Source organism: Paenibacillus sp. FSL E2-0177 (assembly GCF_037992975.1).
GTDB lineage: Bacteria > Bacillota > Bacilli > Paenibacillales > Paenibacillaceae > Paenibacillus_AQ > Paenibacillus_AQ odorifer.
Map to the genome: position 1 here is coordinate 1,223,634 of NZ_CP150307.1, position 23,813 is coordinate 1,247,446.

General features: G+C 46.2%; 22 protein-coding genes, 1 pseudogene and 2 other annotated features. Of the genes and pseudogenes, 19 read left to right on the forward strand and 4 right to left on the reverse strand.

Annotation, left to right across the window (positions count from 1 at the left end; genetic code table 11):
- Positions 1-240 precede the first annotated feature (240 nt).
- Positions 241-1,056: a hypothetical protein gene (locus MHI25_RS05360; protein WP_076302847.1), complete on the forward strand. Its 816-nt coding sequence runs from the start codon at positions 241-243 to the stop codon at positions 1,054-1,056.
- Positions 1,057-1,082: 26 nt separating this feature from the next.
- Positions 1,083-1,889 (forward strand): hypothetical protein, encoded by an 807-nt coding sequence (locus MHI25_RS05365; RefSeq protein ID WP_076302848.1) that lies wholly within the window; start codon positions 1,083-1,085, stop codon positions 1,887-1,889.
- 37 nt (positions 1,890-1,926) lie between these two features.
- On the opposite strand, the gene MHI25_RS05370 is transcribed toward MHI25_RS05365, so the two are convergent.
- Positions 1,927-2,874 (reverse strand): RNA ligase family protein, encoded by a 948-nt coding sequence (locus MHI25_RS05370; protein WP_076185057.1) that lies wholly within the window; start codon positions 2,872-2,874, stop codon positions 1,927-1,929.
- 12 nt (positions 2,875-2,886) lie between these two features.
- A complete protein-coding gene (locus tag MHI25_RS05375) occupies positions 2,887-3,858 on the reverse strand; it encodes a Ku protein (RefSeq protein WP_076185058.1) in 972 nt (323 codons plus the stop codon).
- A gap of 139 nt (positions 3,859-3,997) precedes the next feature.
- On the opposite strand from MHI25_RS05375, the gene MHI25_RS05380 reads away from it, so the two are divergent.
- From MHI25_RS05380 to MHI25_RS05415, 8 genes and pseudogenes are all read left to right on the forward strand, one after another.
- Positions 3,998-4,168, forward strand: a complete 171-nt coding sequence (locus tag MHI25_RS05380; RefSeq protein WP_175617343.1) for a hypothetical protein — start codon at positions 3,998-4,000, stop codon at positions 4,166-4,168.
- Between the two features lie 31 nt (positions 4,169-4,199).
- The gene (locus MHI25_RS05385; RefSeq protein ID WP_036676525.1) at positions 4,200-4,385 is read left to right on the forward strand and encodes an H-type small acid-soluble spore protein; all 186 of its coding nucleotides are present in this window, start codon (positions 4,200-4,202) and stop codon (positions 4,383-4,385) included.
- Positions 4,386-4,534: 149 nt separating this feature from the next.
- Positions 4,535-4,662: pseudogene (locus MHI25_RS05390) on the forward strand (multidrug resistance efflux transporter family protein); the annotation flags it as partial.
- Between the two features lie 190 nt (positions 4,663-4,852).
- Complete coding sequence (tsaE, locus tag MHI25_RS05395) at positions 4,853-5,314, forward strand: tRNA (adenosine(37)-N6)-threonylcarbamoyltransferase complex ATPase subunit type 1 TsaE (RefSeq protein WP_254849004.1); 462 nt, start codon at positions 4,853-4,855, stop codon at positions 5,312-5,314.
- A gap of 5 nt (positions 5,315-5,319) precedes the next feature.
- On the forward strand, positions 5,320-6,150 hold the full coding sequence (gene tsaB / locus MHI25_RS05400; protein WP_076185059.1) for a tRNA (adenosine(37)-N6)-threonylcarbamoyltransferase complex dimerization subunit type 1 TsaB: 831 nt from the start codon (positions 5,320-5,322) through the stop codon (positions 6,148-6,150).
- On the forward strand, positions 6,147-6,671 hold the full coding sequence (gene rimI, locus MHI25_RS05405) for a ribosomal protein S18-alanine N-acetyltransferase (RefSeq protein ID WP_036676521.1): 525 nt from the start codon (positions 6,147-6,149) through the stop codon (positions 6,669-6,671). The genes tsaB and rimI overlap by 4 nt, the downstream gene beginning before the upstream one ends.
- Entirely contained in the window at positions 6,668-7,717 is a 1,050-nt protein-coding gene (gene tsaD, locus MHI25_RS05410; protein ID WP_076099403.1) for a tRNA (adenosine(37)-N6)-threonylcarbamoyltransferase complex transferase subunit TsaD, read from the forward strand. The genes rimI and tsaD overlap by 4 nt, the downstream gene beginning before the upstream one ends.
- Before the next feature lie 43 nt (positions 7,718-7,760).
- Positions 7,761-8,055, forward strand: a binding site (T-box leader).
- A gap of 52 nt (positions 8,056-8,107) precedes the next feature.
- Positions 8,108-8,388, forward strand: a binding site (T-box leader).
- Between the two features lie 236 nt (positions 8,389-8,624).
- Positions 8,625-10,160: a 2-isopropylmalate synthase gene (locus MHI25_RS05415; RefSeq protein ID WP_036676518.1), complete on the forward strand. Its 1,536-nt coding sequence runs from the start codon at positions 8,625-8,627 to the stop codon at positions 10,158-10,160.
- Between the two features lie 406 nt (positions 10,161-10,566).
- Here MHI25_RS05415 and MHI25_RS05420 read toward each other — a convergent pair whose 3' ends face one another.
- Positions 10,567-12,507: an ABC-F family ATP-binding cassette domain-containing protein gene (locus MHI25_RS05420; protein WP_248547909.1), complete on the reverse strand. Its 1,941-nt coding sequence runs from the start codon at positions 12,505-12,507 to the stop codon at positions 10,567-10,569.
- Between the two features lie 244 nt (positions 12,508-12,751).
- Between MHI25_RS05420 and MHI25_RS05425 the strand changes: the two genes are divergently transcribed.
- The 7 genes from MHI25_RS05425 to groL all read left to right on the forward strand — a co-directional run bounded on the left by MHI25_RS05425 (position 12,752) and on the right by groL (position 18,229).
- Positions 12,752-13,387 (forward strand): 5-formyltetrahydrofolate cyclo-ligase, encoded by a 636-nt coding sequence (locus tag MHI25_RS05425; protein ID WP_248547908.1) that lies wholly within the window; start codon positions 12,752-12,754, stop codon positions 13,385-13,387.
- 3 nt (positions 13,388-13,390) lie between these two features.
- Positions 13,391-13,861 (forward strand): cyclic pyranopterin monophosphate synthase MoaC, encoded by a 471-nt coding sequence (gene moaC / locus MHI25_RS05430; protein WP_076129224.1) that lies wholly within the window; start codon positions 13,391-13,393, stop codon positions 13,859-13,861.
- 85 nt (positions 13,862-13,946) lie between these two features.
- Positions 13,947-14,432: a MogA/MoaB family molybdenum cofactor biosynthesis protein gene (locus MHI25_RS05435; RefSeq protein WP_036676512.1), complete on the forward strand. Its 486-nt coding sequence runs from the start codon at positions 13,947-13,949 to the stop codon at positions 14,430-14,432.
- A gap of 139 nt (positions 14,433-14,571) precedes the next feature.
- Positions 14,572-14,814 (forward strand): twin-arginine translocase TatA/TatE family subunit, encoded by a 243-nt coding sequence (locus MHI25_RS05440; protein WP_036676510.1) that lies wholly within the window; start codon positions 14,572-14,574, stop codon positions 14,812-14,814.
- A gap of 143 nt (positions 14,815-14,957) precedes the next feature.
- Positions 14,958-15,725 (forward strand): twin-arginine translocase subunit TatC, encoded by a 768-nt coding sequence (gene tatC / locus MHI25_RS05445; RefSeq protein ID WP_076129223.1) that lies wholly within the window; start codon positions 14,958-14,960, stop codon positions 15,723-15,725.
- Between the two features lie 512 nt (positions 15,726-16,237).
- Entirely contained in the window at positions 16,238-16,519 is a 282-nt protein-coding gene (gene groES, locus MHI25_RS05450) for a co-chaperone GroES (RefSeq protein ID WP_036676506.1), read from the forward strand.
- A gap of 78 nt (positions 16,520-16,597) precedes the next feature.
- A complete protein-coding gene (groL, locus tag MHI25_RS05455) occupies positions 16,598-18,229 on the forward strand; it encodes a chaperonin GroEL (RefSeq protein WP_076129222.1) in 1,632 nt (543 codons plus the stop codon).
- 137 nt (positions 18,230-18,366) lie between these two features.
- Here groL and MHI25_RS05460 read toward each other — a convergent pair whose 3' ends face one another.
- Positions 18,367-19,344, reverse strand: coding sequence for a tRNA-dihydrouridine synthase (locus MHI25_RS05460; RefSeq protein ID WP_076129221.1), 978 nt, complete (start codon positions 19,342-19,344; stop codon positions 18,367-18,369).
- A gap of 367 nt (positions 19,345-19,711) precedes the next feature.
- Here MHI25_RS05460 and MHI25_RS05465 point away from each other — a divergent pair, with 367 nt between their 5' ends.
- Together MHI25_RS05465 and MHI25_RS05470 are read left to right on the forward strand one after the other, a co-directional pair.
- Positions 19,712-22,192, forward strand: a complete 2,481-nt coding sequence (locus tag MHI25_RS05465) for an S-layer homology domain-containing protein (protein WP_340395657.1) — start codon at positions 19,712-19,714, stop codon at positions 22,190-22,192.
- A gap of 141 nt (positions 22,193-22,333) precedes the next feature.
- The gene (locus tag MHI25_RS05470) at positions 22,334-23,542 is read left to right on the forward strand and encodes an MFS transporter (RefSeq protein WP_036676501.1); all 1,209 of its coding nucleotides are present in this window, start codon (positions 22,334-22,336) and stop codon (positions 23,540-23,542) included.
- The last annotated feature ends 271 nt before the right edge of the window (positions 23,543-23,813 follow it).

Here is a 23,813-nt window from a genome sequence, read left to right on the forward strand (position 1 = left end):
GTTCTAAAAGTGCTCACTTATTGCATCATTAGGAGCATCACTTGATGCGTCACTTGATGCGTCACTTGTAATGTTAAGAACAAAAAAGAGGCTTTCCCAAGCAACTATTTCATGGCTTTTGGGACAGCCTCTTTTTTGTGAAAAAATGTCCCTTTTTCTAATGTTGGATTGTTATAGAAGTGTAGTTAAAAAACAGGGGTGAAAATACATTTACCTTATTGAAGGAGAGGATGTTAGAAATTGAAGCTCCATTCTGATTTCAAAAAAACAGTTATCGCGTTCTCTGCAGCAATCTTGCTGGGAACAGGAGTGGCCGGGGGTGTGGATGTACCCGGCTTGTCTCTTACAATTGCGGCGGCATCAGGAGCGCAGGTTGCATCACAAACCGATCAGAAGACCCAAAAGGAATTGCAGGCACTCGTAGCTGGAGTGAAGGAAGGTACGCTTTTGGCCTACTACGTACGGGATAAAGTCTCCAATCCACAGGATGCGATCAGCTTCTCTGGCAAAGGGTTTGTTTTTAAGGACTATAAATCCTTTGCTGCGAAGTTTAAAGCGCTAAGGGGTCCGTCTATTCCGCAGCCCGGAAATCTTCCTAAAGGCTTCACTCTGGCGAGAGCCATCATCTATCCACCGGCTGTAGCTAATGATTCAGAGCTGTATTTGCAACTAGAGCAGGAATTGAAGGCAGCAGCGGTTGCTGGTAATTCTAATAAACAGTTGTTTAGTAAAATCATCAGCTGGAACCAGACGAATTTGTCTATGCAGCTGTATGCCAAAGGAAAAGCCAATTTTAGCATTGTAACTGGGTCGCCGCCCGCCAAACTTCCGGAAGGAGCGGTACCTTTTGTAAGAGCCTCGGAATCTAAAAAAGAATTAACGGTCAACGGCAGGAAAGTAGTACTTACAACTGATTCCGCTAAAGACGCAAGCTTTAACACAAAGCTAGTATGGCTGGATAACTCAGGCACGATACAATATACCCTTTCAGACAATCGGGCCAGTACGCTGACGACAAATGAAATGCTGGCGGTAGCTAAAACCATGATCAAATAACCAAGGGGCTAAAGGAGGATATTATAATGATGATTAAGAAAAGCGCGGCGATTACAGCCTTAAGCTTATTAGTATTGATAAGTGCGGTGAGTGGAACAGCAGGCGCAGTGCCTGCGGGGAGTAATAATAAAAGTAAAGCTACCGCACCCGTTGAGCAGAATACGCCCATATCTTCAACGATTGAAGCTTTGATTGCCAAAGAAAATACAGTTCCCTTACAAGCAGGCGAACTTAAGATCCTGTATGTAAATGATAAGAAATCTAATCCACATGAAACCTTGAGTATAAGCTATATGCCATATAGATTCAGTTCTATAAACGAAGCGGCGCAGAAGTTACTTTCATTAAGCGGGAAGTCACTCCTGATACCTACTTCTCTACCAGAGGATTATAAGTTACAGGATGTCGTTTTAAATCCAGTGATTCCAATGTTTTTTAGCTCAGAGTATAAAACCCTTAGGGATCAGTTAAAAGCTAAAGCCCAAGCTGGTGGTAAAAAGGTGATTTCGCAAAGCTTGAAGTGGAGCAATACAGAAACCTCTATCACCTATCTACGAAATGGAGAGAGATTGAATTTAAGATCTGCACCTGCATACACGCTACCGGAAGGGGTGACTTTGGCCCAGCTGCCTGGGGATCAGGATGAGAGCTTGACCATCAACGGGGTTGAGGCGATTTACACAGTTTTTGGGCCTCATCAGGGTGATCTTAAAGTCCAGCTGGTATGGTCCAGTGCTGATGGAAGTGTCGATTATACACTTACGAGTACAAAAAATACTGCGCAGACAAAGGCAGAGCTTGAGGCCCTTGTAACAAGTTTTACAGCACAATAAGAAACGTCCTCCCATTTCAGATTGGGAGGACGTTCTTTTATCCTTTTTGCTCCATTGTGCATGCCTCCGGGGGAAGATTCACTTTAGCTTGAGTAACAGGCTGACGCAGAGTGCCCGAGGTGTTCCATTCCAGAAAATGAACTTTGAAGACGAGCTCCGGCTTTATCCAAAAAGCACCCTTACCTCGTTGTGGAACATCTGCAAAGGGCATCCGATCCAGCTTAAGGCGGTGTGCCTCCGCAGTTAAGTCGCGTTTATCCTGCACAGTCAATTTTCCCGGACCGGCATGTCCGATATAATGCAAATTTCCTTTATCATCATAAAGACCAAGAAGCAGTGCGTTGACGATACCGTCACGGAACGTCACACCCCCGGCTACAGCTGTAATATCAGAACTGATTTTGCGTTTCTGCCAACGTTTATCTTTTCCGCCCGGAGCATAAGTGCTGTTGATGTCCTTGCAGACGATTCCTTCCAAGCCCTGGTTCTGAGTGGCGGCGAACAGTTCTGTAGGATCGGTATAACTTGGCACAGCTTGAACATGGGGATGCGGCAGCAGAATGTCACTTAACAGCTGCTGCCGCAAGAATAATGGTTGATCCATCGTCGATTGGCCATTATAAAACAGAATATCAAATATCATATAAATGACAGGAACCTGATGCCTAACGACGGAAATCGTGGAACCGTTTTTCAAACTGTCCCTCCGCATCACCTCATGAAATGAGGGTTTGCCGTCCTTGAGCGCGATAATCTCACCATCAAGAATCACGGAGTCAGCCTTGCAGTAAGCAGATACATCAATAAGTTCTGGATATTGCGTGGTACGGTAATTGCCACGTCTGTTAATAAGCTGAGTAGTGCTTCCATCGTAATAGGACAACATCCGTACGCCGTCCCATTTAATTTGTGCGATCCACTGGTCACCTGCTGGAAGCTGCCCAGCCAGTATAGGTTCAAAAGGAATAATGGGCTGAAGCTTCATCCGCAGAGCCTCCTAAGATACGGTTGTTTTGCTTTTCGTGCTGCGGCGTTTCGGTTTTGGCGTGATGACTGGAGTCGGCCCGGAGACCTCGTTTTGCTGCTCCGCAGGTTCCGCGGCGGTTGTTTTGGTCTTGGCTGTTTTTCTTTTGGCAGCAGGAGCCGCTTTAGTTTTGGTTTTTGTGTTGCCTGTTAATGAAGGACCAGGGTCTGAAGGAATATGCTGCACAGCTTGAATACTAGCCTGCAAGGCAGCCATTAGATCAATCACATTGCTTTCCTGTTTAGCAGGAGCGATATGAAATTCCTCGCCTGCAATTTTATGTGAGATCAGATCAAGCATACGCTGGCGATAATCATCGGTATATTTTGCCGGATCAAAAGGAGTGGATAGCTGTGAGATCAGCAGCTTAGCCATTTCCAGCTCTTTATCGTTCACTGTCCCTGCTTCGGGCAGACCAGGCACTTGCGAGATCGGCCGCACCTCATCAGGATAAAAAATGGTCTCAATCGCAAGGCAATCCTCAAGCACACGGATCGCTGCCAGACTGCTTTTTGAGCGGATTGAAATTTTGGCGATACCAATTTTACCTGTCTGCTTCATGGCCTCCATAAGAAGTCGATAAGCATTTGAGCCTGCCTGATCCGGGGATAAATAGTAGGTTTTTTGAAAATAAATCGGATCGATCTCCGTCAGGTCTACAAAGTCGAGAATGGAGATGCTTTTACTGGTCTCGTCGGATAGTTGATCCAATTCCTCTTTGTCGAAGAGCACAAACTTCCCTTTTTCATACTCATATCCTTTACCGATCTCTTCCCAAGCTACCTCTTTGTCACACACCGGGCATTTGCGTACATACGACAGCGGGCTGCCACACTCCTTATGGATATAACGCAGAGAAATGTCCTTGTCTTCCGTAGCGGAGAACATTTTAACCGGAACATGCACAAGCCCGAAGCTGATGGCTCCTTTCCAAACGGTATGCATGAGAAACACCTCCTGATCTAAGTTGATTTGCTTTGGGTTAGTATGAGGCAGGAAAGGCTTTTCTAGCCGGGTGCATTTTTTGAGAAGCTTGGGAAAAAATAAACTCGGACCTGTGAAGTTGAGGAGGAGAATCTAAGGTATGGAACCAAGAGATAACGAATGGAGCGATGCGCTGAGCGAGCAGGATATTCCGGCCACAGTTGTGGATTGGGAGAGCATTATTGCGTCCACGGAGGCCAGTCAGGTTTCCGATTCGGAAAAGCTAGATGCGGAACGAACCCTCGAAGATACGTCACCCTTAGAATCGTAAACTTTAGGAAAGATAAAGGAGGAGAACAGTTGTGGACGTCAAACGGGCACAGGATATTTATGCTTCTAAAGAAACTGTAAGTGTACATTTGGATGGGGAGCCTGTATGGATTGAACATGTGGATGAAGAGAACGGAATGGCTACGGTACAAGTTGGCTCTCGACCAACCAATACGCACACTGTGGGTGTTGAACGACTCGAAGAGCAAGAGCACTAACAAAGGTCTACTTAGAGCGTACGTTAAAGCTGAATTATAGTTTTTAAAAAAAGAGACTTTTTATGCTTAAGTTTGCGTAAAGGTCTCTTTTTGATTTGGAGCATAACTGACATCAAGGTTGACGGTGTAAGATTTAAACCAATATATTGGATCAGGCAGGACAGTCCATTATTGTTGCGCTGTGTTCAGGAGTTATTGCCACAGTATTATTCTTTCAGGCTACAGATATGGTAGGAGCAGCATGAGCGGATTAGCGGCAGTCGAAGCCACCCAATCTCGCAGCGTTCGGTATCGAAATTCAGCTTAAACACGCAAGTGAAGAAGAGGGCCGTACTTCCTTAGGCTTAAACAATGGGCAGGGACAGTTGTTGCGGTGGATGGACCATACCGATATAATTGAATGTAATGGTTTTCGACAGGTATATTTTAAAAGGTGGTAGTTGTAGTTGGACAAAACAGTCGAAACGGTGTTCACTTACCGTTCTTACAATCTGCAGGATACGGAGCAACTGGCAAGTGCAATAGCTGCTGCTTCAACGGCAGGCATGGTTATCGGTTTGGACGGTGATCTAGGCGCAGGAAAAACGGCCTTCTCGCAAGGTTATGCTCGCCATCTTGGAGTGAAAGGGATCGTAAACAGTCCTACTTTTACTATTATTAAAGAGTACGAAGGTCGTCTGCCGTTATATCACATGGATGTATATCGGATTTCACTTCAGGAAGCAGATGAGCTTGGATTGGATGAGTATTTCTATGGTCAGGGTGTTTGTTTGGTAGAATGGAGCAGTATTATTACGGAGTTAATGCCGCCGCGGCATATGCATATATACATGGAAACAGTTGGACCGGAGGAAAGAATCATTACGGTGACCGCAATCGGGGAGCCTTATGGTGAGCTTTGCCGGGAGCTGATCAAGAAGTGGGGTTAATAAAAATGACGAACGAGAATACAGAGCCGCGCAAGCGGCTTTTAGCGCTGGATACATCAACTGCCGTATTGGGGGTTGCAGTGACCGAGAATGGAGAATTATTGCATGAAATTAATGCTTCCGGTGAACGGAATCATTCGGTGCATTTGCTGCCGATTATAGAGCAGGCGCTGCAAGCTTCGGGAACAACCTTTGCTAATCTGGGCGGGATTGCGGTTGGTGTGGGCCCGGGATCTTATACGGGAACACGGATCGCGGTTACCGCTGCCAAAACACTGGCTTGGGCATGGAATGTCCCGGTAGTTGGTATTTCGAGCCTGCATGCTGTGGCATGGGGTGGGTATGAAACAGCCCTTAAGAATAAGACGACAGCAGAGTCAGGACAAGCCACTGCGAACAGTGGCTACGGTCCAGACTGGATCATTCCACTGATGGATGCGCGTCGGGGACAGGTCTACACAGGATTATTCGCAGCGGATGGGAATAGTTCTCTTAGCCGCCTTGAACCAGATGCCATCCGGTTGATGGCCGACTGGGTGGAGTACTTGGCAGAACGTTTACAACAGGCTTCAGCTGAAGGAACTAAACCAGCTATTCTATGGTTTGTTGGAGAAACCGCTGTACATGGCAGCGAAGAATCACTACATCCGCTGGCGGAACTCGGCACTTCTGTAGCTATTCCATATGAGCTGGAGGGCCGCTGGACAGGCTTCCTTGGTGAAGCCCGGCTGCAAGTAGAGAATGATGATATTCATAGCTTGATCCCTAACTATACTCAGATTTCGGAAGCGGAGGCCAATCTGCGGTTAAGTAGTAAAGGAGGCTTAAAACGATGACGGAAGTGGAATCATTGAGAGCACAAGAGGCTGACCTTGTTTTTCGTCTGATGAAGCTGGAGGATATTCCGGACATTCTTATTATTGAGCGCGAAGCCTTTACCATGCCGTGGACGGAGGAAGCTTTCCGGAATGAGCTGACGCATAATCATTTTGCTAAATACATGGTTATGGAGCTGGCAGGTCATATAATTGGCTATGCTGGAATGTGGGCTATCGTGGATGAGGCGCATGTGACGAATATTGCCTTACTCGAAGCTTATCGTGGACGTAAATGGGGGGAGCGCCTGTTGGAGGAGTTAATGAATACTGCCTCTTACGTAGGCATGAAATCCATTACGCTTGAGGTGCGGGTATCCAATGAGGTAGCTCAGAATTTATATCGTAAAAAAGGCTTTCGTTCTGCCGGTACGCGCAAAGGATATTATTCCGATAATCGCGAGGATGCACTCATTATGTGGGCGGATCTACCGGAGTATAAGGAGCATGGCTATTTGGAAGGAAGCGTGGACTTGAAATGAAGACAGAAACGGGCGCAGCTCAACCTGTACTAATACTTGCTATAGAGACCAGTTGTGATGAAACCTCGGTGGCCGTGGTCAAAAACGGATCAGAAGTGTTATCCAACATCATCTCGAGTCAAATAGAGACACATCGTGCTTTTGGGGGCGTGGTGCCAGAAGTGGCTTCCCGTAAACATGTGGAGGTAATTACGCTCGTAATCGAGGAAGCGCTCGCCAAGGCGGGCGTTACACCCGAACAATTGACTGCGGTAGCGGTGACTCAAGGCCCGGGTTTGGTGGGAGCTTTACTGGTCGGGGTAGTAGCAGCTAAAAGCCTTGCTCTTGCATGGGGCAAGCCGTTAATTGGCACGCATCATATTGCAGGCCACATCTATGCTAACCGTCTGGTTGCAGAGTTGCAGTATCCATGTATGACACTAGTGGTGTCAGGTGGACATACTGAACTGGTTCATATGGAGCGTGAGGGTGAGTTTCGAATTATCGGCCGCACGCGTGATGATGCTGTAGGTGAGGCCTATGATAAAGTGGCTCGGGCGCTAGGGTTCCCTTATCCCGGCGGACCCCATGTAGATCGCCTAGCACGCGAAGCAACGGAAGTTGTTGCATTGCCGCGGGTATGGCTGGAGCCGAACTCTTATGATTTCAGCTTCAGCGGTCTAAAATCGGCGGTGCTGAATGTGGTGAATCAGAGCAAAATGAAAGGTCTTGAACCCAATGTGGCAGGTATCGCCCGGGGGTTCCAAGAATCCGTAGTAGAAGTGCTGGTGGAAAAGGCGGTACGCGCCGTTAAAGCCACTAACTCCAGACAGTTATTGCTCTGTGGGGGGGTCGCTGCTAATGGCGGACTTCGCTCGGCATTAATTTCGCGCTGTGAAACGGAGGGCATTGAACTTATTATTCCTCCACCGGTATATTGCACGGATAATGCGGCGATGATTGGAGCGGCTGCATACGTGAAGTGGCAGCATGACGGAGGAATACCGCTGGATATGGTTGCTGACCCTGGCTTCTCACTGGAACAATGGTCTGTATCTGCCTATTGACATCATTTGGAGCTAACGAGTATAATCAGTTCAATTAAACAAGACAAACGCGATGAGCGGAAGTAGTAAGGATACTCTGGGATAAGAGAACTGCGGGTGGGTGCAACGCAGTCGAAGGAGTCCTGAACTCGTCTGGGAGCGGAGCGGTGGAAGCATTACTGGCAATTGTCGCCGGAACGTTTGTACACCGTTTACGGGTAACCTCCGTAATAGGGTGGTCTAGTACCTAACATACTGGACCGTAGAGTGGATGTTCAATTGGAATCGGCAGGAACTTAGCTGATACAGAGCATCAACAAGAGTGGTACCGCGAAGGTTAACAGCCTGTCGTCTCTTGAATGAGATGGCAGGCTTTTTTGTATGGATTTAGAGTGGTGAATAATTTATATAATACACGCTAAGAACGGGAGTAGTAGAGTTTGACGGTGAACAGAGAGCTGCGGGTTGGTGCGACGCAGTCACCGGATTTCTTGAAGCTCGCCCGGGAGCGGAGCGGCGGAACAAGAGTACGCTGCCTACGGCTGTCCTCGTTATCGGACCTTTCCGGATTTAAGCTGGCACGCCAGCTTGAACCGGGAAGAAGAGCTGGACGCAGCTTTAAGGCTTGTTATTAAGACAGCCGATGCGTCAAAAAGAGTGGTACCGCGGAGGGGTAACCCGCCGTCTCTTTATTAGAGACGGCGGGTTTTTGCGTTCTTGTAGAAGAAGTCCGGGGAATGGACTCATCGCTACATAAGACGCCAAAAGTGAACACTCTGCACATTGTGCAGAGATTCATTTGTTTCAGCTGCCGGCAGCAGTGGGTGGGAAATGAGCAGAACCACAAGTCGACGTGTGGTTCTGCGCCGAAGCATAGGATAGAGATAAGGCATCCAATTACATGAAAACAAAACTAGGAGGAATTCAGATGATTATTCCAGTTAAGAAACGTATTCAAATTTTCGATACGACCCTGCGTGACGGTGAGCAGGCCCCTGGGGCTAGTCTGACTCCTGAACAAAAAATATTACTGGCCTATAAGCTCGCTGATCTGGGTGTTGATGTAATGGAGCCGGGGTTCCCGGTATCGAGTCCTGGAGATTTTGCAGCGGTGCAGACGATTTCGCGCAAGGTGCGCAACGTGGAGATTTGTGGTTTCGCGCGGGCCGTAAAAGGAGACATCGATGCTGCAGTCCGGGCGACTCAAGACGCTGAACGTCGGCGGATTCACTTGTTCATCTCCTCTTCTGATATTCATTTGCAGCATCAACTGCGTATGAGCAGAGCTGAAGTCGTAGCTAAAGCGCGCGAGATGACGGCTTATGCGCGACAATTCTGTGATGTAGTTGAATTCACGGCCATGGACGCTGCGCGGACAGGGATTGATGATCTGATTGAAATGGTTGAAGCAGTTATAGAGGAAGGGGCCTCCATTATTAACCTGCCGGATACAGTAGGATACGCATTGCCACATGAATATGGCGAGATGTTCCGGAGAGTGCGGCAGGGAGCAAGAGGCGGCGGCAAGGTCAGCTATAGTGCCCACTGTCACAATGACTTGGGGCTGGCTGTAGCTAACAGTCTGGCAGCGATTGATGGAGGGGCGACTCAGATAGAAGTCACCGTGAATGGTGTAGGCGAGCGCACAGGGAACTGCGCACTGGAAGAGCTTGTTATGGCGCTCGAAACCCGCGGCGATGCAATCGGTGCAGAAACAGGCATCGTGCTCGATAAACTGTATGATACTTCACGGCTGATTAGTGGAGCGATGCATTTTCCAATCGCCTATAACAAGCCGGTCGTCGGAAGAAATGCCTTCCAGCATGAATCTGGGATTCATCAGGATGGCCTGCTCAAGGATCGTAGTACCTATGAGATTATGGATCCCGAACGGCTGGGCATCCCCCGCAGCATGATCATTCTGGGCAAACATTCTGGCAGACATGCGCTGAAGGATCGGGCTGCGAAGTATGGAATAACGCTGGAGCCTGCGGAGCTGGATGCACTTTATGAGTCCTTTAAAGAGACCGCTGACCGTCAAAAGGTCGTAAGTGATGACCAGCTGCTGCAAATGGTAAGCAGTACAACTGGACAACAAGCTCAGGTCTATGAGCTGGGTGAGGTTCAGGTATTGGCGGGCAGTGCCCAGCGCCGTGTAGCTGCAGTTACGGTACGCCATCTGCAGACTGGCCGGGAAACGTCACATACCAGCACTGGTGAAGGTCCGCTTGAAGCGATTATCGCTGCTATTGGGCAAGGGATTGCTGAGGAGATAGACTTTGCAGGACTCGAGCTTCATTCGCTTGGAAGCGGAGAGAATGCGCAAGCAGAAGCAGCGGTGATGGTGGAGTGGGAGGGCCTTAAATTCAGAGGCACGGCCACTCACCAAGATATAATTATGGCGGCAGGCATCGCTTATATCGCAGCCTGTAATGCCGCCCTGCTCTCTACACAGATTGTCTAAAATACGACGTGCCCGCTGTCAGTTTAGGAGATAGCGGGTTCTTTTTTAGCAGAAAATCAGTCTTGTAAAATGGGGTTACGTCTTTTGTCAAGTTGTGGACAACGTTATCCACATATTCTGCCTGAGTTGTGTAAAAAGTGCGTAAAATCAGCAATAACGGCTTTTTTCAAAATGCTCTAATAAACAATTTTGTTGGCAATGAAACACTGTGAGAATTGTGGATAATGTGGATAGATCCGTGGATAATAATTCCTTTTCCTTGAAAATACCGATTTAACGCATAAAAAAGACCCCGAGGGGTCTTTTGAAGTAGGGAGTTATACACGAAACCTGTGTATAGAGCTGTGGATAACTATTTATGAACAAATCTAGAACGATGAAAAAATATTTATAAGGAGGATTTACATTATTCGTCAGCAAGGATTTCCCATTCGCTAAAGAAATCTGTCAGCTGAGATTTTTTGTTCTTCAGGTCCTCTTCATAACCTTGAAGTGCTAAATAATCCTGATAAACTTCAGGTTTAGTCATTTCATGCTCTATAAATACGATTGATTCTTCAAGTGAGGCGATGTTCTCCTCAAGCTCTGCGATACGCCGTTTGCGGTTACGCTCTTCACGCTTAGCCTGCTTGTCTGCTTCAAAAGAGGTTACAGCGCTTTTTTCAGTTACAGCAGCGTCCTTATTAACGTTTTTAGTAGCTAGTTCAGCGGCATCTTTTGCAATCTCTTCTAATTCTCGTTTCTTCTCGACATAGTCATCGTAGTTGCCGAGGTATTGGTCGATCCCTTCGGGATGCAGCTCCAGTACCCTTTCCGCCATTTTGTTCAAAAAATAACGGTCATGGGAGATGAACAGCAGGGTGCCTTCGAAATCAATTAAAGCAGATTCCAGAACCTCACGGCTGACCAGATCCAAATGGTTGGTAGGTTCATCGAGAATTAGCATATTTGCACCGCGGAGCATTAGTTTAGATAAGGAAACCCGAGCTTTTTCGCCGCCGCTGAGTGCGGAAATCTTCTTAAGAACATCCTCTCCGCTAAAAAGGAAATTACCAAGGATCGTACGAATTCTGGCTTCCTCGATCATTGGATATTCACTCCACAGTTCTTCCATAACCGTATTTTGTGGATTAAGGCGGGTCTGTTCCTGATCATAATAAGCAATTTTTACTTTAGTGCCCCAATTCACCGTTCCAGCAGAAGGCTCACGGGTTCCGGTCATACACTGCAGCAGTGTGGATTTACCGATACCATTGGGACCGATCAGGGCAGCAGTCTCCCCACGACGAAGCTCAAAAGAAGCGTCCTTGAATAAAGGTGAACCTTCATTAAAGGCAACCGCAACATTGCGCACTTGAAGCACCTCTTTTCCAGACATGAAGTCTGGCTCAAAGGAGAAGCTAGCCTTCTTCAGATCGCCCATTGGACGATCTAGACGATCCATCTTCTCAAGCGCTTTGCGTCTGCTCTGCGCACGTTTTGTGGTGGAAGCCCGGACAATATTTTTCTGAACGAAATCCTCCATTCGAGAAATTTCATCCTGTTGCTTCTCATATTGCTTCATCCGTGCTTCATATTCGGCAGCCTTCAAATCTACATAACGACTGTAGTTACCCGTATAACGCCGGGACTGGTGCCGCTCGATCTCTACAATAGTGGTCACGAGACGGTCTAGGAAATAACGGTCATGGGATACAACCAGAATCCCGCCAGCATAGCTGCGGAGGTAATCCTCCAGCCACGTTAACGTTTCGATATCCAGATGGTTAGTAGGCTCATCCAGCATCAGAAGATCTGGAGCCTGAAGCAAAATACGGGCCAGCGCGAGCCGGGTTTTTTGGCCTCCACTAAGGGTAGAAATGGGTGTATCTGGTGGGAAATCACTGAAGCCCATGCCGTGTAGGACACTGCGAATCCGTGTATTCATTTCATAGCCGCCGTGGTCCTTGAACCAATCCGAGCGCCGCGCATATCGTTCAAGCAGTTCTTCGTACCGCTTGGGGTCTTCCGCGAGCTTAGGATCAGCAATACTTACTTCTAACTCTCTCAGCTCAGTTTCGGCTTCGATCAGCGGAGCGAAGACCGCCATCATTTCTTCATGAATGGTTTTGTCAGATTGCAGTCCGCTATTCTGAGCTAAATATCCGATTGTTGTTTCTTTTGATTTATGAATTTGACCGCTGTCATAAGACATCTCACCGGCCAGAATTTGTAGAAAAGTTGATTTGCCGGCACCATTCACACCCACTAGCCCGACACGTTCCTTTTCATTTACCTGTAGGCTTATGCCATCCAGTACGTTCTGTATACCATATGATTTAGTAATTCCTGTCGCTTGAAGAAGCATAACGATGAAACCTCCACCCTTGCATATTTCGCCTTGGTATTTATCCCTCAGCCGTATGAACAACTTATTCTATAGTTTACATGAAAAGCGTTTCCCAAGCGAGGGTTCGATCTAATGTAAGGAGGGAATAACGACCTAGTCCGATAACACAGTTCTATCCACCTTGGCGAACCGGGGAGAAGAGTGGTAAACTGGATTTACAAACAAGGATAAGCTAGGGATGAATAAGTGGGGGAGGCCGACAATGTCCAGCAAGGAGTCGGAGATCTCCAAAGTAAAGCAACAATTACGAGCGGAGAAGACCATCGCCCGAAACGAGCTGTCTTCGGACCAGAGAAGTAAACTATCATCTGAAGTTTGCCACTATGCATTGGAGTGGCTGGAGACGAAGGATATAACTTCACTAATGGCCTATGTGTCTTTTCGTTCAGAGCTTGATACCCGCCCACTTATCACACAGGCGTGGAAAGATCAGCGTAAGGTGCTTTTGCCGCGTGTAATTCCAGCAAGCGATGAAATGAGTGTCCACGCGGTGAATGCATGGAGCGATTTAGAGCCGGGGGCTTATGGTATCCATGAACCTATTGTCTCCAGCAGAGATTTATTAGAGATTGAAGAGATTAAGCTACCTGCTGTTGTGTTCGTACCAGGGCTAGCATTTGATCTTCAAGGCGGCAGGCTTGGCTACGGTCGAGGATACTATGACCGGCTACGTGCGTCTTGGGAGAAAGCCGGGTACGTTAGCGCACAGCCCCCGATATGGATCGGGTTAGCTTACGGCATGCAGTTGGTTCCAAGGGTGCCGATGGATGAGCATGATGCTTTAATGGACATGCTGATTACTGAAAATGGTATAGTGCACTGCCGAAAAGGAGAGTGAGCCATGGAATTGACCCATTTCAACGAGCAGGGAAGAGCTCGTATGGTGGATGTGAGTGAGAAGGAGATTACGAAGCGGACAGCTGTCGCGCGGAGTATGATCAAGATGGCTGCTGGAACGCTGAGCGCCATTAAGAGTGGCAAGATCAGCAAAGGTGATGTCCTTGCTGTTGCACAGATCGCCGGGATTATGGCGGCTAAGAAGACGTCAGACTGGATTCCGATGTGCCACCCGCTGCCACTTACCGGTATTGATATCAGCTTCTCCGATAACAGCGAAGATGAACTTTATATAGAAGCAACAGTCCGTACTACAGGAAAAACCGGAGTAGAGATGGAAGCCTTAACCGCTGTTTCTGCCTCAGCACTAACGGTGTACGACATGTGTAAGGCTATTCAGAAGGATATGATTATCGGACCGACGCTTCTGGTATCTAAGAGCGGGGGCAAGAACGGAGATTATGCGCTCGAATAAGTATCATCTGCTTTTGTTCGAAGCGCTGAGGCGAGCAGGCTGAACTGTACAGCCAACTATACATATAGAGAGGAAGGACAAACCTATGGCGTGGAAGACAGCAATCCTAACGGCCAGTGATAAAGGGGCCAGGGGCGAACGGGAAGACACGAGCGCCCAGGTTATTCGGGAGCTGGTGGAAGAGGAACTAGGTGGCGAGATCATTGAATATCGAATCGTTCCCGATGAACAAGATGAGATTATCGCAGCCTTGATTGAACTGACGGACTATTTTCAGGCAGATTTGGTACTGACCACCGGAGGCACAGATCTGGCGATTCGTGATGTGACCCCGGATGCTACTCGGCGAGTGGTAGAACGGGAAGTGCCTGGGCTCTCAGAAGCTATGCGAAGCACAGTGATGCAAAAAAACCGTGCAGCTATGCTTTTTCGTGGGATATGCGGCATTCGCGGTCGCACGTTGATTGTCAATTTACCTGGAACGCCGAAGGGTGTTCATGAGAATCTGGCAGCTATTATGGATCAATTACCGGAAGCACTGCTCATGGTAACTGGCCAATACCGCCAATAACCCTTTGTCATCTTCTTGTCACGTCACAATGATAATCTATTTATAGAAGAAAGTGGATGTAACTGTGACATAAGTTATGGTATTATTAAATTAAAGTAAACGATACCATGAACGGACAGGTGGACAAGGAGGAATAATAATGTTTAGTGGAATTGGTACTCCTGGTATTATTTTGTTGGTCATACTGGCACTTCTGCTCTTTGGCCCAAATAAACTGCCAGAGCTAGGCCGTGCAGTTGGACGAACCTTCCGTGAATTTAAGGAAGGCGCGCGTGAAATCATCGGGGATAATGAACCGGTGAAGAAGAGCGAAGCTCCTGTGCCGACGGCCCCGCAAACGGTCGCTGCAGATATTCCTCAGGACAAACGCCTGCCGGAATAATAGAAGATCTTTCAATGGGGCATTCTCAGGAGTCTACTAGACTTGAGGAGACGCCCCTTTTTCTTTGCTTTCCGCAGCAACGGACACTGCTTTGAAGAAAGTTAGTGTTATCTTTTTTACTCTTGTCATGGGATGGTGTCTGGATGTCTCTGAAATCGGAAGAAATGTCGGTGGTGGATCATCTCACCGAGCTGCGCAAACGGATTATTTATGTGTTAGTCGTATTTGTCCTTGGATTAATTGGCGGTTTATTTTGTGCAAAGCCTATTTACGATTATTTGATTAGCACGGACCTGGCGCAAGGTTTTGTTCTGCATGCATTCTCATTCTGGGATGGCATTGGGATGTACATGAAGATCGCGATGGCCGTTTCGCTAGTGATTTCTGTCCCGTTTATTGCCTACCAGCTGTGGGCATTTATCAGTCCGGGCCTGCGGCCGGAGGAGCGAAGTGCGACACTTCGTTATGTTCCCTATGTGTTTGTTCTTTTCCTTATCGGTCTTTCTTTTGCTTATTATATTGTTTTTCCAATGGCACTTTCGTTCACGATCTCAATTACCAGAAGCATGGGACTGGAAGAGACCTACGGGATTGCACAGTATTTTAACTTCATGTTCAGCCTGGTATTGCCGCTGGCATTGCTGTTTGAACTTCCATTGCTGGTGATGTTTCTGACCAAACTAAGAGTACTCAACCCGCTACGCTTGCGTAAAATGCGTCGGTACGCCTATTTCACGCTTGTTTTTATTGCTGTAGTTATCACGCCCCCGGATTTTATCTCAGACTTTCTCGTGACGATTCCACTGCTCATTTTGTATGAGTTCAGTGTATTTTTATCTGCATTTGTCTATCGCAAGCAACTTGCTGCGGACGCGGCACGGGATGAACGGTATGTTCAGAAGCAGGAGTGAGGAGAGAGGCTGCCGCTAAGTAGATTTTCTACGAATGTGGCAGCTTTTTTGCTATAAGTTGATTTCATTAGTTGGATTGAATACACTTAATAAGTAATTGTTATCGATCGATCACGATCATTAGATGCAAAGGTCTAACCATTCTAGCAACGTTCATATCTATAAGGGGTGAGAGGAAAGCGCTGGAATCCTACGCATATTTTCAAAACCCGTGGATACAATGTAATAGAGTGTGTGCTTGGACAAGCATTGAAACGTATTTTTTTGCGAAAACTAATACGAATTTGTGTAAAAAGACTTGAAATCCGGGCTCAAGTTGAGTATCATAAAAATTGTTGTTAGCACTGCACGCTGTTGAGTGCTAACGCTCTTGAAAAATAGGAGATGGGCTGGAGATTAGCAGGGTTCCATTGATATTTTTCAAGAACATCACAGCATTCTAAGTTTGATCGGTAAGTTCTAAACTATGTTTTGAAGCAAAATAACATAATTTTAAAGGAGGCTATTTTTTCATGATCAAACCATTAGGTGAACGCGTATTGGTGCTACCGAGCGAGCAGGAGGAAACAACTTCATTCGGGATTGTGCTTCCGGACTCCTCGAAAGAAAAGCCACAAGAAGGAACTATTATTGCAGTAGGCAGCGGAGCTTTGAAAGATGGAGTACGTGTAGCACTTGAAGTTAAAGAAGGCGACCGTGTTCTTTTCTCAAAATATGCAGGAACAGAAATCAAATATGAAGGTAAAGAATATTTGATTATGAAAGAAAGCGACATTCACGCGATTCTTGACTAAGCAAGAGTCGATCATAAGCTAAATCTAAACTACTTAAAGTAATATGATATACAAAAAATTCTAGGAGGTAATTACACAATGGCTAAAGAAATTAAATTCAGTGAAGAAGCTCGCCGTTCTATGCTTCGTGGTGTAGATGCTCTGGCAAACGCGGTAAAAGTTACACTTGGACCAAAAGGCCGCAACGTGGTGCTTGAGAAGAAATTTGGTAGCCCACTCATCACTAACGATGGTGTAACGATCGCTAAAGAAATCGAACTTGAAGATGCATTCGAGAACATGGGTGCTCAACTGGTTAAAGAAGTTGCTACTAAGACTAATGATGTAGCCGGTGACGGTACTACAACTGCAACGGTTCTGGCTCAAGCTATGATCCGCGAAGGTCTGAAGAACGTAACTGCTGGTGCTAACCCAATGGTTATCCGTAAAGGTATCGACAAAGCGGTTCGTGCAGCTGTTGAAGAATTGCAAAAAATCGCTAAGCCTATCGAAGATTCCCAAGCTATCGCTCAAGTAGCTGCTATCTCTGCTGCTGACGATGAAGTAGGTCAATTGATCGCTGAAGCTATGGAAAAAGTAGGAAAAGACGGTGTTATCACTGTTGAAGAATCCCGTGGATTCGCTACTGAGCTTGAAGTAGTAGAAGGTATGCAATTCGACCGTGGTTACATTTCCCCATACATGATTACTGATACAGACAAAATGGAAGCTGTTTTGGAGAATCCATACATCTTGATCACTGATAAAAAAATCAGCAGCACTCAAGAAATTCTTCCATTGCTTGAAAAAATCGTTCAACAAGCTAGACCGCTTGTTATTATCGCTGAAGATATCGAAGGCGAAGCACAAGCTATGCTGATCGTGAACAAACTGCGTGGAACATTCAACGCTGTTGCTGTTAAAGCTCCTGGCTTTGGCGACCGTCGTGAAGCTATGCTGCAAGATATCGCTGCCCTGACTGGTGGCCAAGTGATCACTGAGAAGCTCGGTCTTGATCTGAAGAGCACTTCCATTGAACAACTGGGTAACGCACGTCAAGTACGCGTAACTAAAGAAAACACAACAATCGTAGACGGAAGCGGCGACAAAGCGGACATCAATGCACGCGTTAGCCAAATCCGTGCTCAACTGGAAGAAACAACTTCCGAGTTCGACAAAGAGAAATTGCAAGAGCGTCTGGCTAAATTGGCTGGCGGCGTAGCCGTTGTCAAAGTTGGCGCTGCAACTGAAACTGAACTTAAAGAGCGCAAACTTCGCATCGAAGATGCCCTGAACGCAACTCGCGCAGCGGTTGAAGAAGGTATCGTATCCGGTGGGGGTACAGCTCTTGTGAACGTATATAACGCTGTTGCTGCTGTAGACGTAACTGGCGACGAGAAAACAGGCGTTAACATCGTGCTTCGCGCGTTGGAAGAGCCAATTCGCACCATCGCAGCTAACGCTGGTCAAGAAGGTTCCGTAATCGTGGACCGCTTGAAAAAAGAAGAAGTAGGTATCGGCTACAACGCTGCTACTGGTGAATGGGTGAACATGTTCGAAGCGGGTATCGTTGACCCTGCTAAAGTAACTCGTTCCGCGCTTCAAAATGCTGCATCCGTAGCGGCTATGTTCTTGACTACTGAAGCAGTTATCGCTGACAAGCCTGAGCCTGAAAAAGGCGGCGGCATGCCAGATATGGGCGGCATGGGTGGAATGGGCGGCATGATGTAAGGAAATCATTATCGAAGCAATTCGATGATGAGTTTCCTTGAGAGGAAACACCATTTGACCACATAGTACAAAAATGAGAGACCTTTCATAAGTTCATTGAACTTTTGAGAGGTCTCTCATTTTTTTGTGGGTATAATTTAATCTAATTCTTGCTCTAAAACAGTTTTTACTAAACGACGTACTTCATCTGTTGATCTTGTATCCATTAATTGATTTCTTAGTTCGCCTGCGCCTCTAAATCCACGAACATAGATTTTGAAAAAGCGAAGAAGTGGTTTAAATAAACGTGGCTCAAGTTCATTTGAATATTTATCGTGAAGATCCAACTGTAAAAGAAGTAAATTGAGAAAATCCTTCGCGCTGTGTTCTTTAGGTTCTTTTTCAAAGGCAAATGGATTGGTGAAAATGCCGCGGCCAATCATGACTCCATCAACGCCGTATTGTTCTACTAATTTTAATCCTGTTGCGCGGTCAGGAATATCTCCATTAATAGTTAATAACGTATTTGGAGCAATTTCATCGCGTAATTTTTTTATTTCAGGGATTAGTTCCCAGTGTGCCTCTACTTTACTCATCTCTTTTTTTGTACGAAGGTGAATGGAAAGGTTCGCAATATCTTGTTTCAATATATGTCCTAGCCAATCGCGCCACTCGTCAATATCAGAGTATCCTAATCTTGTTTTAACACTAACCGGCAATCCACCTGCTTTTGCTGCTTGAATAATTTCTGCTGCAACTTCAGGATGTTTTATTAATCCAGCACCTTTTCCATTCGATGCAACGTTTTGTGCTGGGCACCCCATGTTTAAATCGATACCACGAAAACCAAGTTTTTTCATATCAATGCTCATCTGTTCAAAAAATACGGGTTTATCACCCCAAATATGAGCGACAATCGGTTGCTCATCTTCTGTGAACGTTAATCGACCACGTACGCTGTCTTTTCCTACAGGGTGACAATAGCTTTCTGTATTTGTGAATTCTGTGAAAAATACGTCGGGTTTTGCAGCTTCACTAACGACGTGCCGAAATACAACATCTGTGACATCTTCCATGGGCGCTAATATAAAAAACGGCTTCGGTAAATCAAGCCAAAAGTTTTGTTCGTTACTCATATTATCTCCTCTTGTTGTAATATATAAAAACGATATAAGGATAGCAAAGTCCTATACCCATCATACATAGTATCATTTTTTTTCGTTTGATGCACAGAATCAATGATATGAGAATGTTCATCCATGGCTATTTGTTTATAATCTGTTTATTGATACTTGTTATAATCCTGTAGATGAAAAGTTTGTAATATAAAGTCGAATCGTGTTAACGAATCGATTATAGACAAACGACATAACGCATCCAAAGAACAGGGGGATAAGCAAGTGAACAAAAAGCAATGGATAAGCTCTATATTGGCTGCTGCTGTATTATCAAGCCCTATCATTATGCCGACCAAAGGATCGGCAGCGGCTTTCCTTTATTGATATTGATGGCTCATACGCAAAGAAAGCGATTGTTGAGCTATTCGATCAGGGGATAGTGACCGGTGTCGGAGAGAGTAAGTTCTATCCTACGTCGAATATTACAAGGCAGGATTTTGCAATTATTTTAGCAAAGACATTAAAGCTGGATGTTTCAAACCCTCCTGCACTGCCAACCTTTCTGGACGTTCCCACAAGCAACTACGCATACAGCTATGTAGAGGCAGCTGTCAAAGCCGGATTGATTAAGGGTACAGGCAGTAATCTTTTCGGTACGGGGCAAAATTTATCACGTCAGGATATGGTCGTCATGTTCGTGAGAGCATTGGGAGTCAATCCTACGGGTAAAGCTGGAACTTTGCAATTTGCTGATAGTAGCCAAATTGCTGATTATTCCAAAGATTTTATAGCTGCTGCTGTGGAATATGGATTGATTACCGGATATAATAATTTTTTTAATCCTGATGCCAAAGTAGATCGTCAGGCCGTAGCTCTAGTAGCCTCTAAGTTTCTGAAGTTTAAGGAGAACGGAAACACTGAGCAGCCCGCCTCCACCCCAACTGCTCAACCGAGTAAAGAGCCGGTAACAGTGCCTACTCCTGTTGTTGGAGGGTCTTCCTCTTCGCAAAGTGAGCATAGCAGCAATTCAGATACAAATGCACCTATGGTTGAAAGTACCAAGTTCGAGGCGATCGATAACTACAACGGGACACAAGATCAGCTTCGCGGGTTAGCGGGAGCCATTGGCGAGCAAGGAGCAGCGGTACAAGCCTACCTGTGGACGGATGCGAATGAGAACGGTGAAGTAGATGCCGATGAGTTAGGAACAGCCATCGCATTAGGCACCAGCGAAGCAGACGGATCTGTGAATGCGGCCAATATTGGGGATCTGAACGCAGGAACGTATCGTTTCGTGATTACCGCTAAGGATTCATTCAATAATGAATCAGCGAAGAACGCTGCACATGTGGTTACGGTGACCTTAAGCAAAAACGAAGTTCCGGATACGAGTGCACCGGTAGTGGACGCAACTAAGTTCGAGGCGATCGACAACTACAATGGGACACAAGATCAGCTTCGCGGGTTAGCGGGAGCCATCGGGGAGCAAGGAGCAGCGGTACAAGCCTACCTGTGGACGGATGCGAATGAGAACGGTGAAGTAGATGCCGAAGAATTAGGAACAGCCATCGCATTAGGCACTAGTGCAGCAGACGGATCTGTGAATGCGGCCAATATTGGGGATCTGAACGCAGGAACGTATACTTTTGTGATTACCGCTAAGGATTCATCCAATAATGAATCGGCGAAGAACGCTGCACATGCGGTTACGGTGACCTTAAGCAAAAACGAAGTTCCGGATACGACTGCACCGGTAGTGGGCGCAACCAAGTTCGAGGCGATCGACAACTACAACGGGACACAAGATCAGCTTGGCGGGTTAGCGGGAGCCATCGGCGAGCAAGGAGCAGCAGTACAAGCCTACCTGTGGACGGATGTGAATGAGAACGGTGAAGTAGATGCCGATGAGTTAGGAACAGCCATCGCATTAGGCATCAGTGAAGCAGACGGATCTGTGAGTGCGGCCGATATTGGGGATCTGAACGCAGGAACGTATCGTTTCGTGATTACCGCTAAGGATTCATCCAATAATGAATCGGCGAAGGACGCTGCCCATGCGGTTACGGTGACCTTAAGCAAAAACGAAGTTCCGGATACGAGTGCACCGGTAGTGGACGCAACCAAGTTCGAGGCGATCGACAACTACAATGGGACACAAGATCAGCTTGGCGGGTTAGCGGGAGCTATTGGGGAGCAAGGAGCAGCGGTACAAGCCTACCTGTGGACGGATGCGAATGAGAACGGTGAAGTAGATGCCGACGAATTAGGAACAGCCCTCGCATTAGGCACTAGTGCAGCAGATGGAGCTGTGAGTGCGGCCAATATTGGGAATCTGAACGCAGGAACGTATCGTTTCGTGATTACCGCTAAGGATTCATCCAATAATGAATCAACGAAGAACGCTGCGCATGCGGTTACGATTGAGCTTGTTTATGGTATTCTGACCACACCTACGGTTACTAGCTCTATATATGGCTTTGACGGAGGTGGCGGTTCAAAAACAAAACAACTGATAACGGGTTCTACACAATCGCGCATTCGCTTCGACTTTTTCTCCGGAGAAAGCTTTACGAATGCTGAAATTCAGGTAACGCTGGAAGGCATTACCTTTACCACAAACGACTATTATACCATTAGTGGATGGACACATCCGACGAGTGATCAAATTAGCAATAATGGGCATACGTTAACTTTCACAGGAAGTAACATAGGTGTTTCGGATATCGCTTTTGAACTTCATAATAAAGTGATGCCGGCACCCGGGACCTATCTCATTAAGTTCAAAGCAGATGCGGATGGACCTGGAACAGCCAGATCTTATTCCGAGGAACAAGTCATTACCTTAATTATTTTGCCACCGGCTTAAACTAGAAGCTTCTCATGAGTTCTTTGAACTTGTGGGAAGCTTCTTTTTTATGAAAAATAGGATTGCTCAATATAGTCTAAATGAGTATTATGAGTAAGGTATGTTCATATAAAAATAGAGATAAACAGGATGGAGAGCACCATGAAAACAACACGTCAGAACGCATTGATTTTCTCGTTTACTTTTATGGCTTTTATTCTGGGTACGACGGAGTATATTATTGTTGGTTTACTCTCTGAAATATCCTCAAGCCTCGGAGTTACGCTTGCGACAGCCGGGGGATTGGTATCTGGCTTCGCGATTTCTTATGCCATTGGCACACCAATTATGATGTCCTTGTGCAGCCGTGTTCCGAAACGGATTACGATTCTTGTATCACTTGTATTGATTTTACTGCTAAATTTGTGGAGTGCTGTAACTGGAACTTACAGTATGCTGCTGGTGACTAGAATAGTTACTGCCATACTATGTGGCTTTGTTCTTTCTGTAGCCATTACGGTAGCGAATGAAGCGGTTGATCAGGAGAAGAGAGGCAAAGCGATTGCTACAATTTTGAGTGGTTTTGCTATTGCGAATGTTTTTGGTGTGCCGATCGGTACTTTCGTCGGGCAGTTTTTTAATTGGCCAGCAGCGTTTGTTCTGAATGGGATATTAGCTGGAGTTGCCATAGTCCTAAATTATATCTATATTCCACGCCAATTACCGAAACCTGTGCCTAGCTCACTCAAGGATCAGATCGGACTGCTCACAAACGGCCGCATTATTCTTGCATTTCTCATTCCGGTTACGGCAGTGGGAGCCGTATTTGTGATGTACACTTACATTACGCCTATTCTGGAGCAAGTCATGAACGTTCCTAAAAGCTCGGTTAGCGGTGTGCTGTTTGTATACGGAATTGCCACGATTGTCAGCAACTGGATTGGTGGCAAGGTTGCGACCGGTAATGCGGTTAGTAAGCTGAGATTCGTGTTCCTTATCCAAGCTGTGGTCTATGTTATCTTTAGTATGACCGCATCTGTTTCCATTCTAGGAATGATTGTGCTAATGGCTCTAGCCATGATGTCGAGTATTGTGAGCGCCCCTGCGCAGCTCTATTTGATTGACTTAGCTAAGCAGTTCTCACCAAAAACGAAGGATCTTGCTGCCTCATTGAATCCAGTAGCCTCAAACCTGGGAATTGCAGGCGGGTCCGCGATCGGTGGAGTGGTTGCCGGGCATGGAGGATTAATCTCTCTTCCTGTAGCTGCTGCCATCCTGGCGATATTGGCCTGTGTGATTACGTTGATATGTTATAAGATGGATCATCAAAGCCAAGCAGCGGTCATCACTCAGCATCATAACTTAACCTAATGAGATGATATAAAATATCCCGGCTTCATACGAGTTCATTGAACTTGTGTGGAGCCTTTTTTATATGGAAAGCTTCAAAGCGTTGACTTCCTACAGATTCAGTGCTAAACTTATCTTAAGTTAAAGATATTTAAAGTGAAGATAAAAACTCGATGCTATCCACCAAAGAGCTTGTACAGTAGAAAAAGATCTTTTTTTTAAGTGATATCTTAACATTAAGATAATTAAACTAAACCTTTTTGTTCTTGGGAATTATATTAGGAGTCAAAAT

Excerpts from the sequence above, each read along its gene's own strand:
- tatC (WP_076129223.1), top strand. The coding sequence starts at position 14,958 with ATGTCTCTGAAATCGGAAGAAATGTCGGTGGTGGATCATCTCACCGAG.
- MHI25_RS05425 (WP_248547908.1), top strand. The coding sequence starts at position 12,752 with ATGTCCAGCAAGGAGTCGGAGATCTCCAAAGTAAAGCAACAATTACGA.
- MHI25_RS05460 (WP_076129221.1), bottom strand. The coding sequence starts at position 19,344 with ATGAGTAACGAACAAAACTTTTGGCTTGATTTACCGAAGCCGTTTTTT.
- rimI (WP_036676521.1), top strand. The coding sequence starts at position 6,147 with ATGACGGAAGTGGAATCATTGAGAGCACAAGAGGCTGACCTTGTTTTT.
- MHI25_RS05415 (WP_036676518.1), top strand. The coding sequence starts at position 8,625 with ATGATTATTCCAGTTAAGAAACGTATTCAAATTTTCGATACGACCCTG.
- MHI25_RS05420 (WP_248547909.1), bottom strand. The coding sequence starts at position 12,507 with ATGCTTCTTCAAGCGACAGGAATTACTAAATCATATGGTATACAGAAC.
- MHI25_RS05470 (WP_036676501.1), top strand. The coding sequence starts at position 22,334 with ATGAAAACAACACGTCAGAACGCATTGATTTTCTCGTTTACTTTTATG.
- groL (WP_076129222.1), top strand. The coding sequence starts at position 16,598 with ATGGCTAAAGAAATTAAATTCAGTGAAGAAGCTCGCCGTTCTATGCTT.
- tsaD (WP_076099403.1), top strand. The coding sequence starts at position 6,668 with ATGAAGACAGAAACGGGCGCAGCTCAACCTGTACTAATACTTGCTATA.
- MHI25_RS05380 (WP_175617343.1), top strand. The coding sequence starts at position 3,998 with ATGGAACCAAGAGATAACGAATGGAGCGATGCGCTGAGCGAGCAGGAT.
- MHI25_RS05365 (WP_076302848.1), top strand. The coding sequence starts at position 1,083 with ATGATGATTAAGAAAAGCGCGGCGATTACAGCCTTAAGCTTATTAGTA.
- tsaB (WP_076185059.1), top strand. The coding sequence starts at position 5,320 with ATGACGAACGAGAATACAGAGCCGCGCAAGCGGCTTTTAGCGCTGGAT.
- MHI25_RS05440 (WP_036676510.1), top strand. The coding sequence starts at position 14,572 with ATGTTTAGTGGAATTGGTACTCCTGGTATTATTTTGTTGGTCATACTG.
- moaC (WP_076129224.1), top strand. The coding sequence starts at position 13,391 with ATGGAATTGACCCATTTCAACGAGCAGGGAAGAGCTCGTATGGTGGAT.
- MHI25_RS05375 (WP_076185058.1), bottom strand. The coding sequence starts at position 3,858 with ATGCATACCGTTTGGAAAGGAGCCATCAGCTTCGGGCTTGTGCATGTT.
- groES (WP_036676506.1), top strand. The coding sequence starts at position 16,238 with ATGATCAAACCATTAGGTGAACGCGTATTGGTGCTACCGAGCGAGCAG.
- MHI25_RS05370 (WP_076185057.1), bottom strand. The coding sequence starts at position 2,874 with ATGAAGCTTCAGCCCATTATTCCTTTTGAACCTATACTGGCTGGGCAG.
- MHI25_RS05435 (WP_036676512.1), top strand. The coding sequence starts at position 13,947 with ATGGCGTGGAAGACAGCAATCCTAACGGCCAGTGATAAAGGGGCCAGG.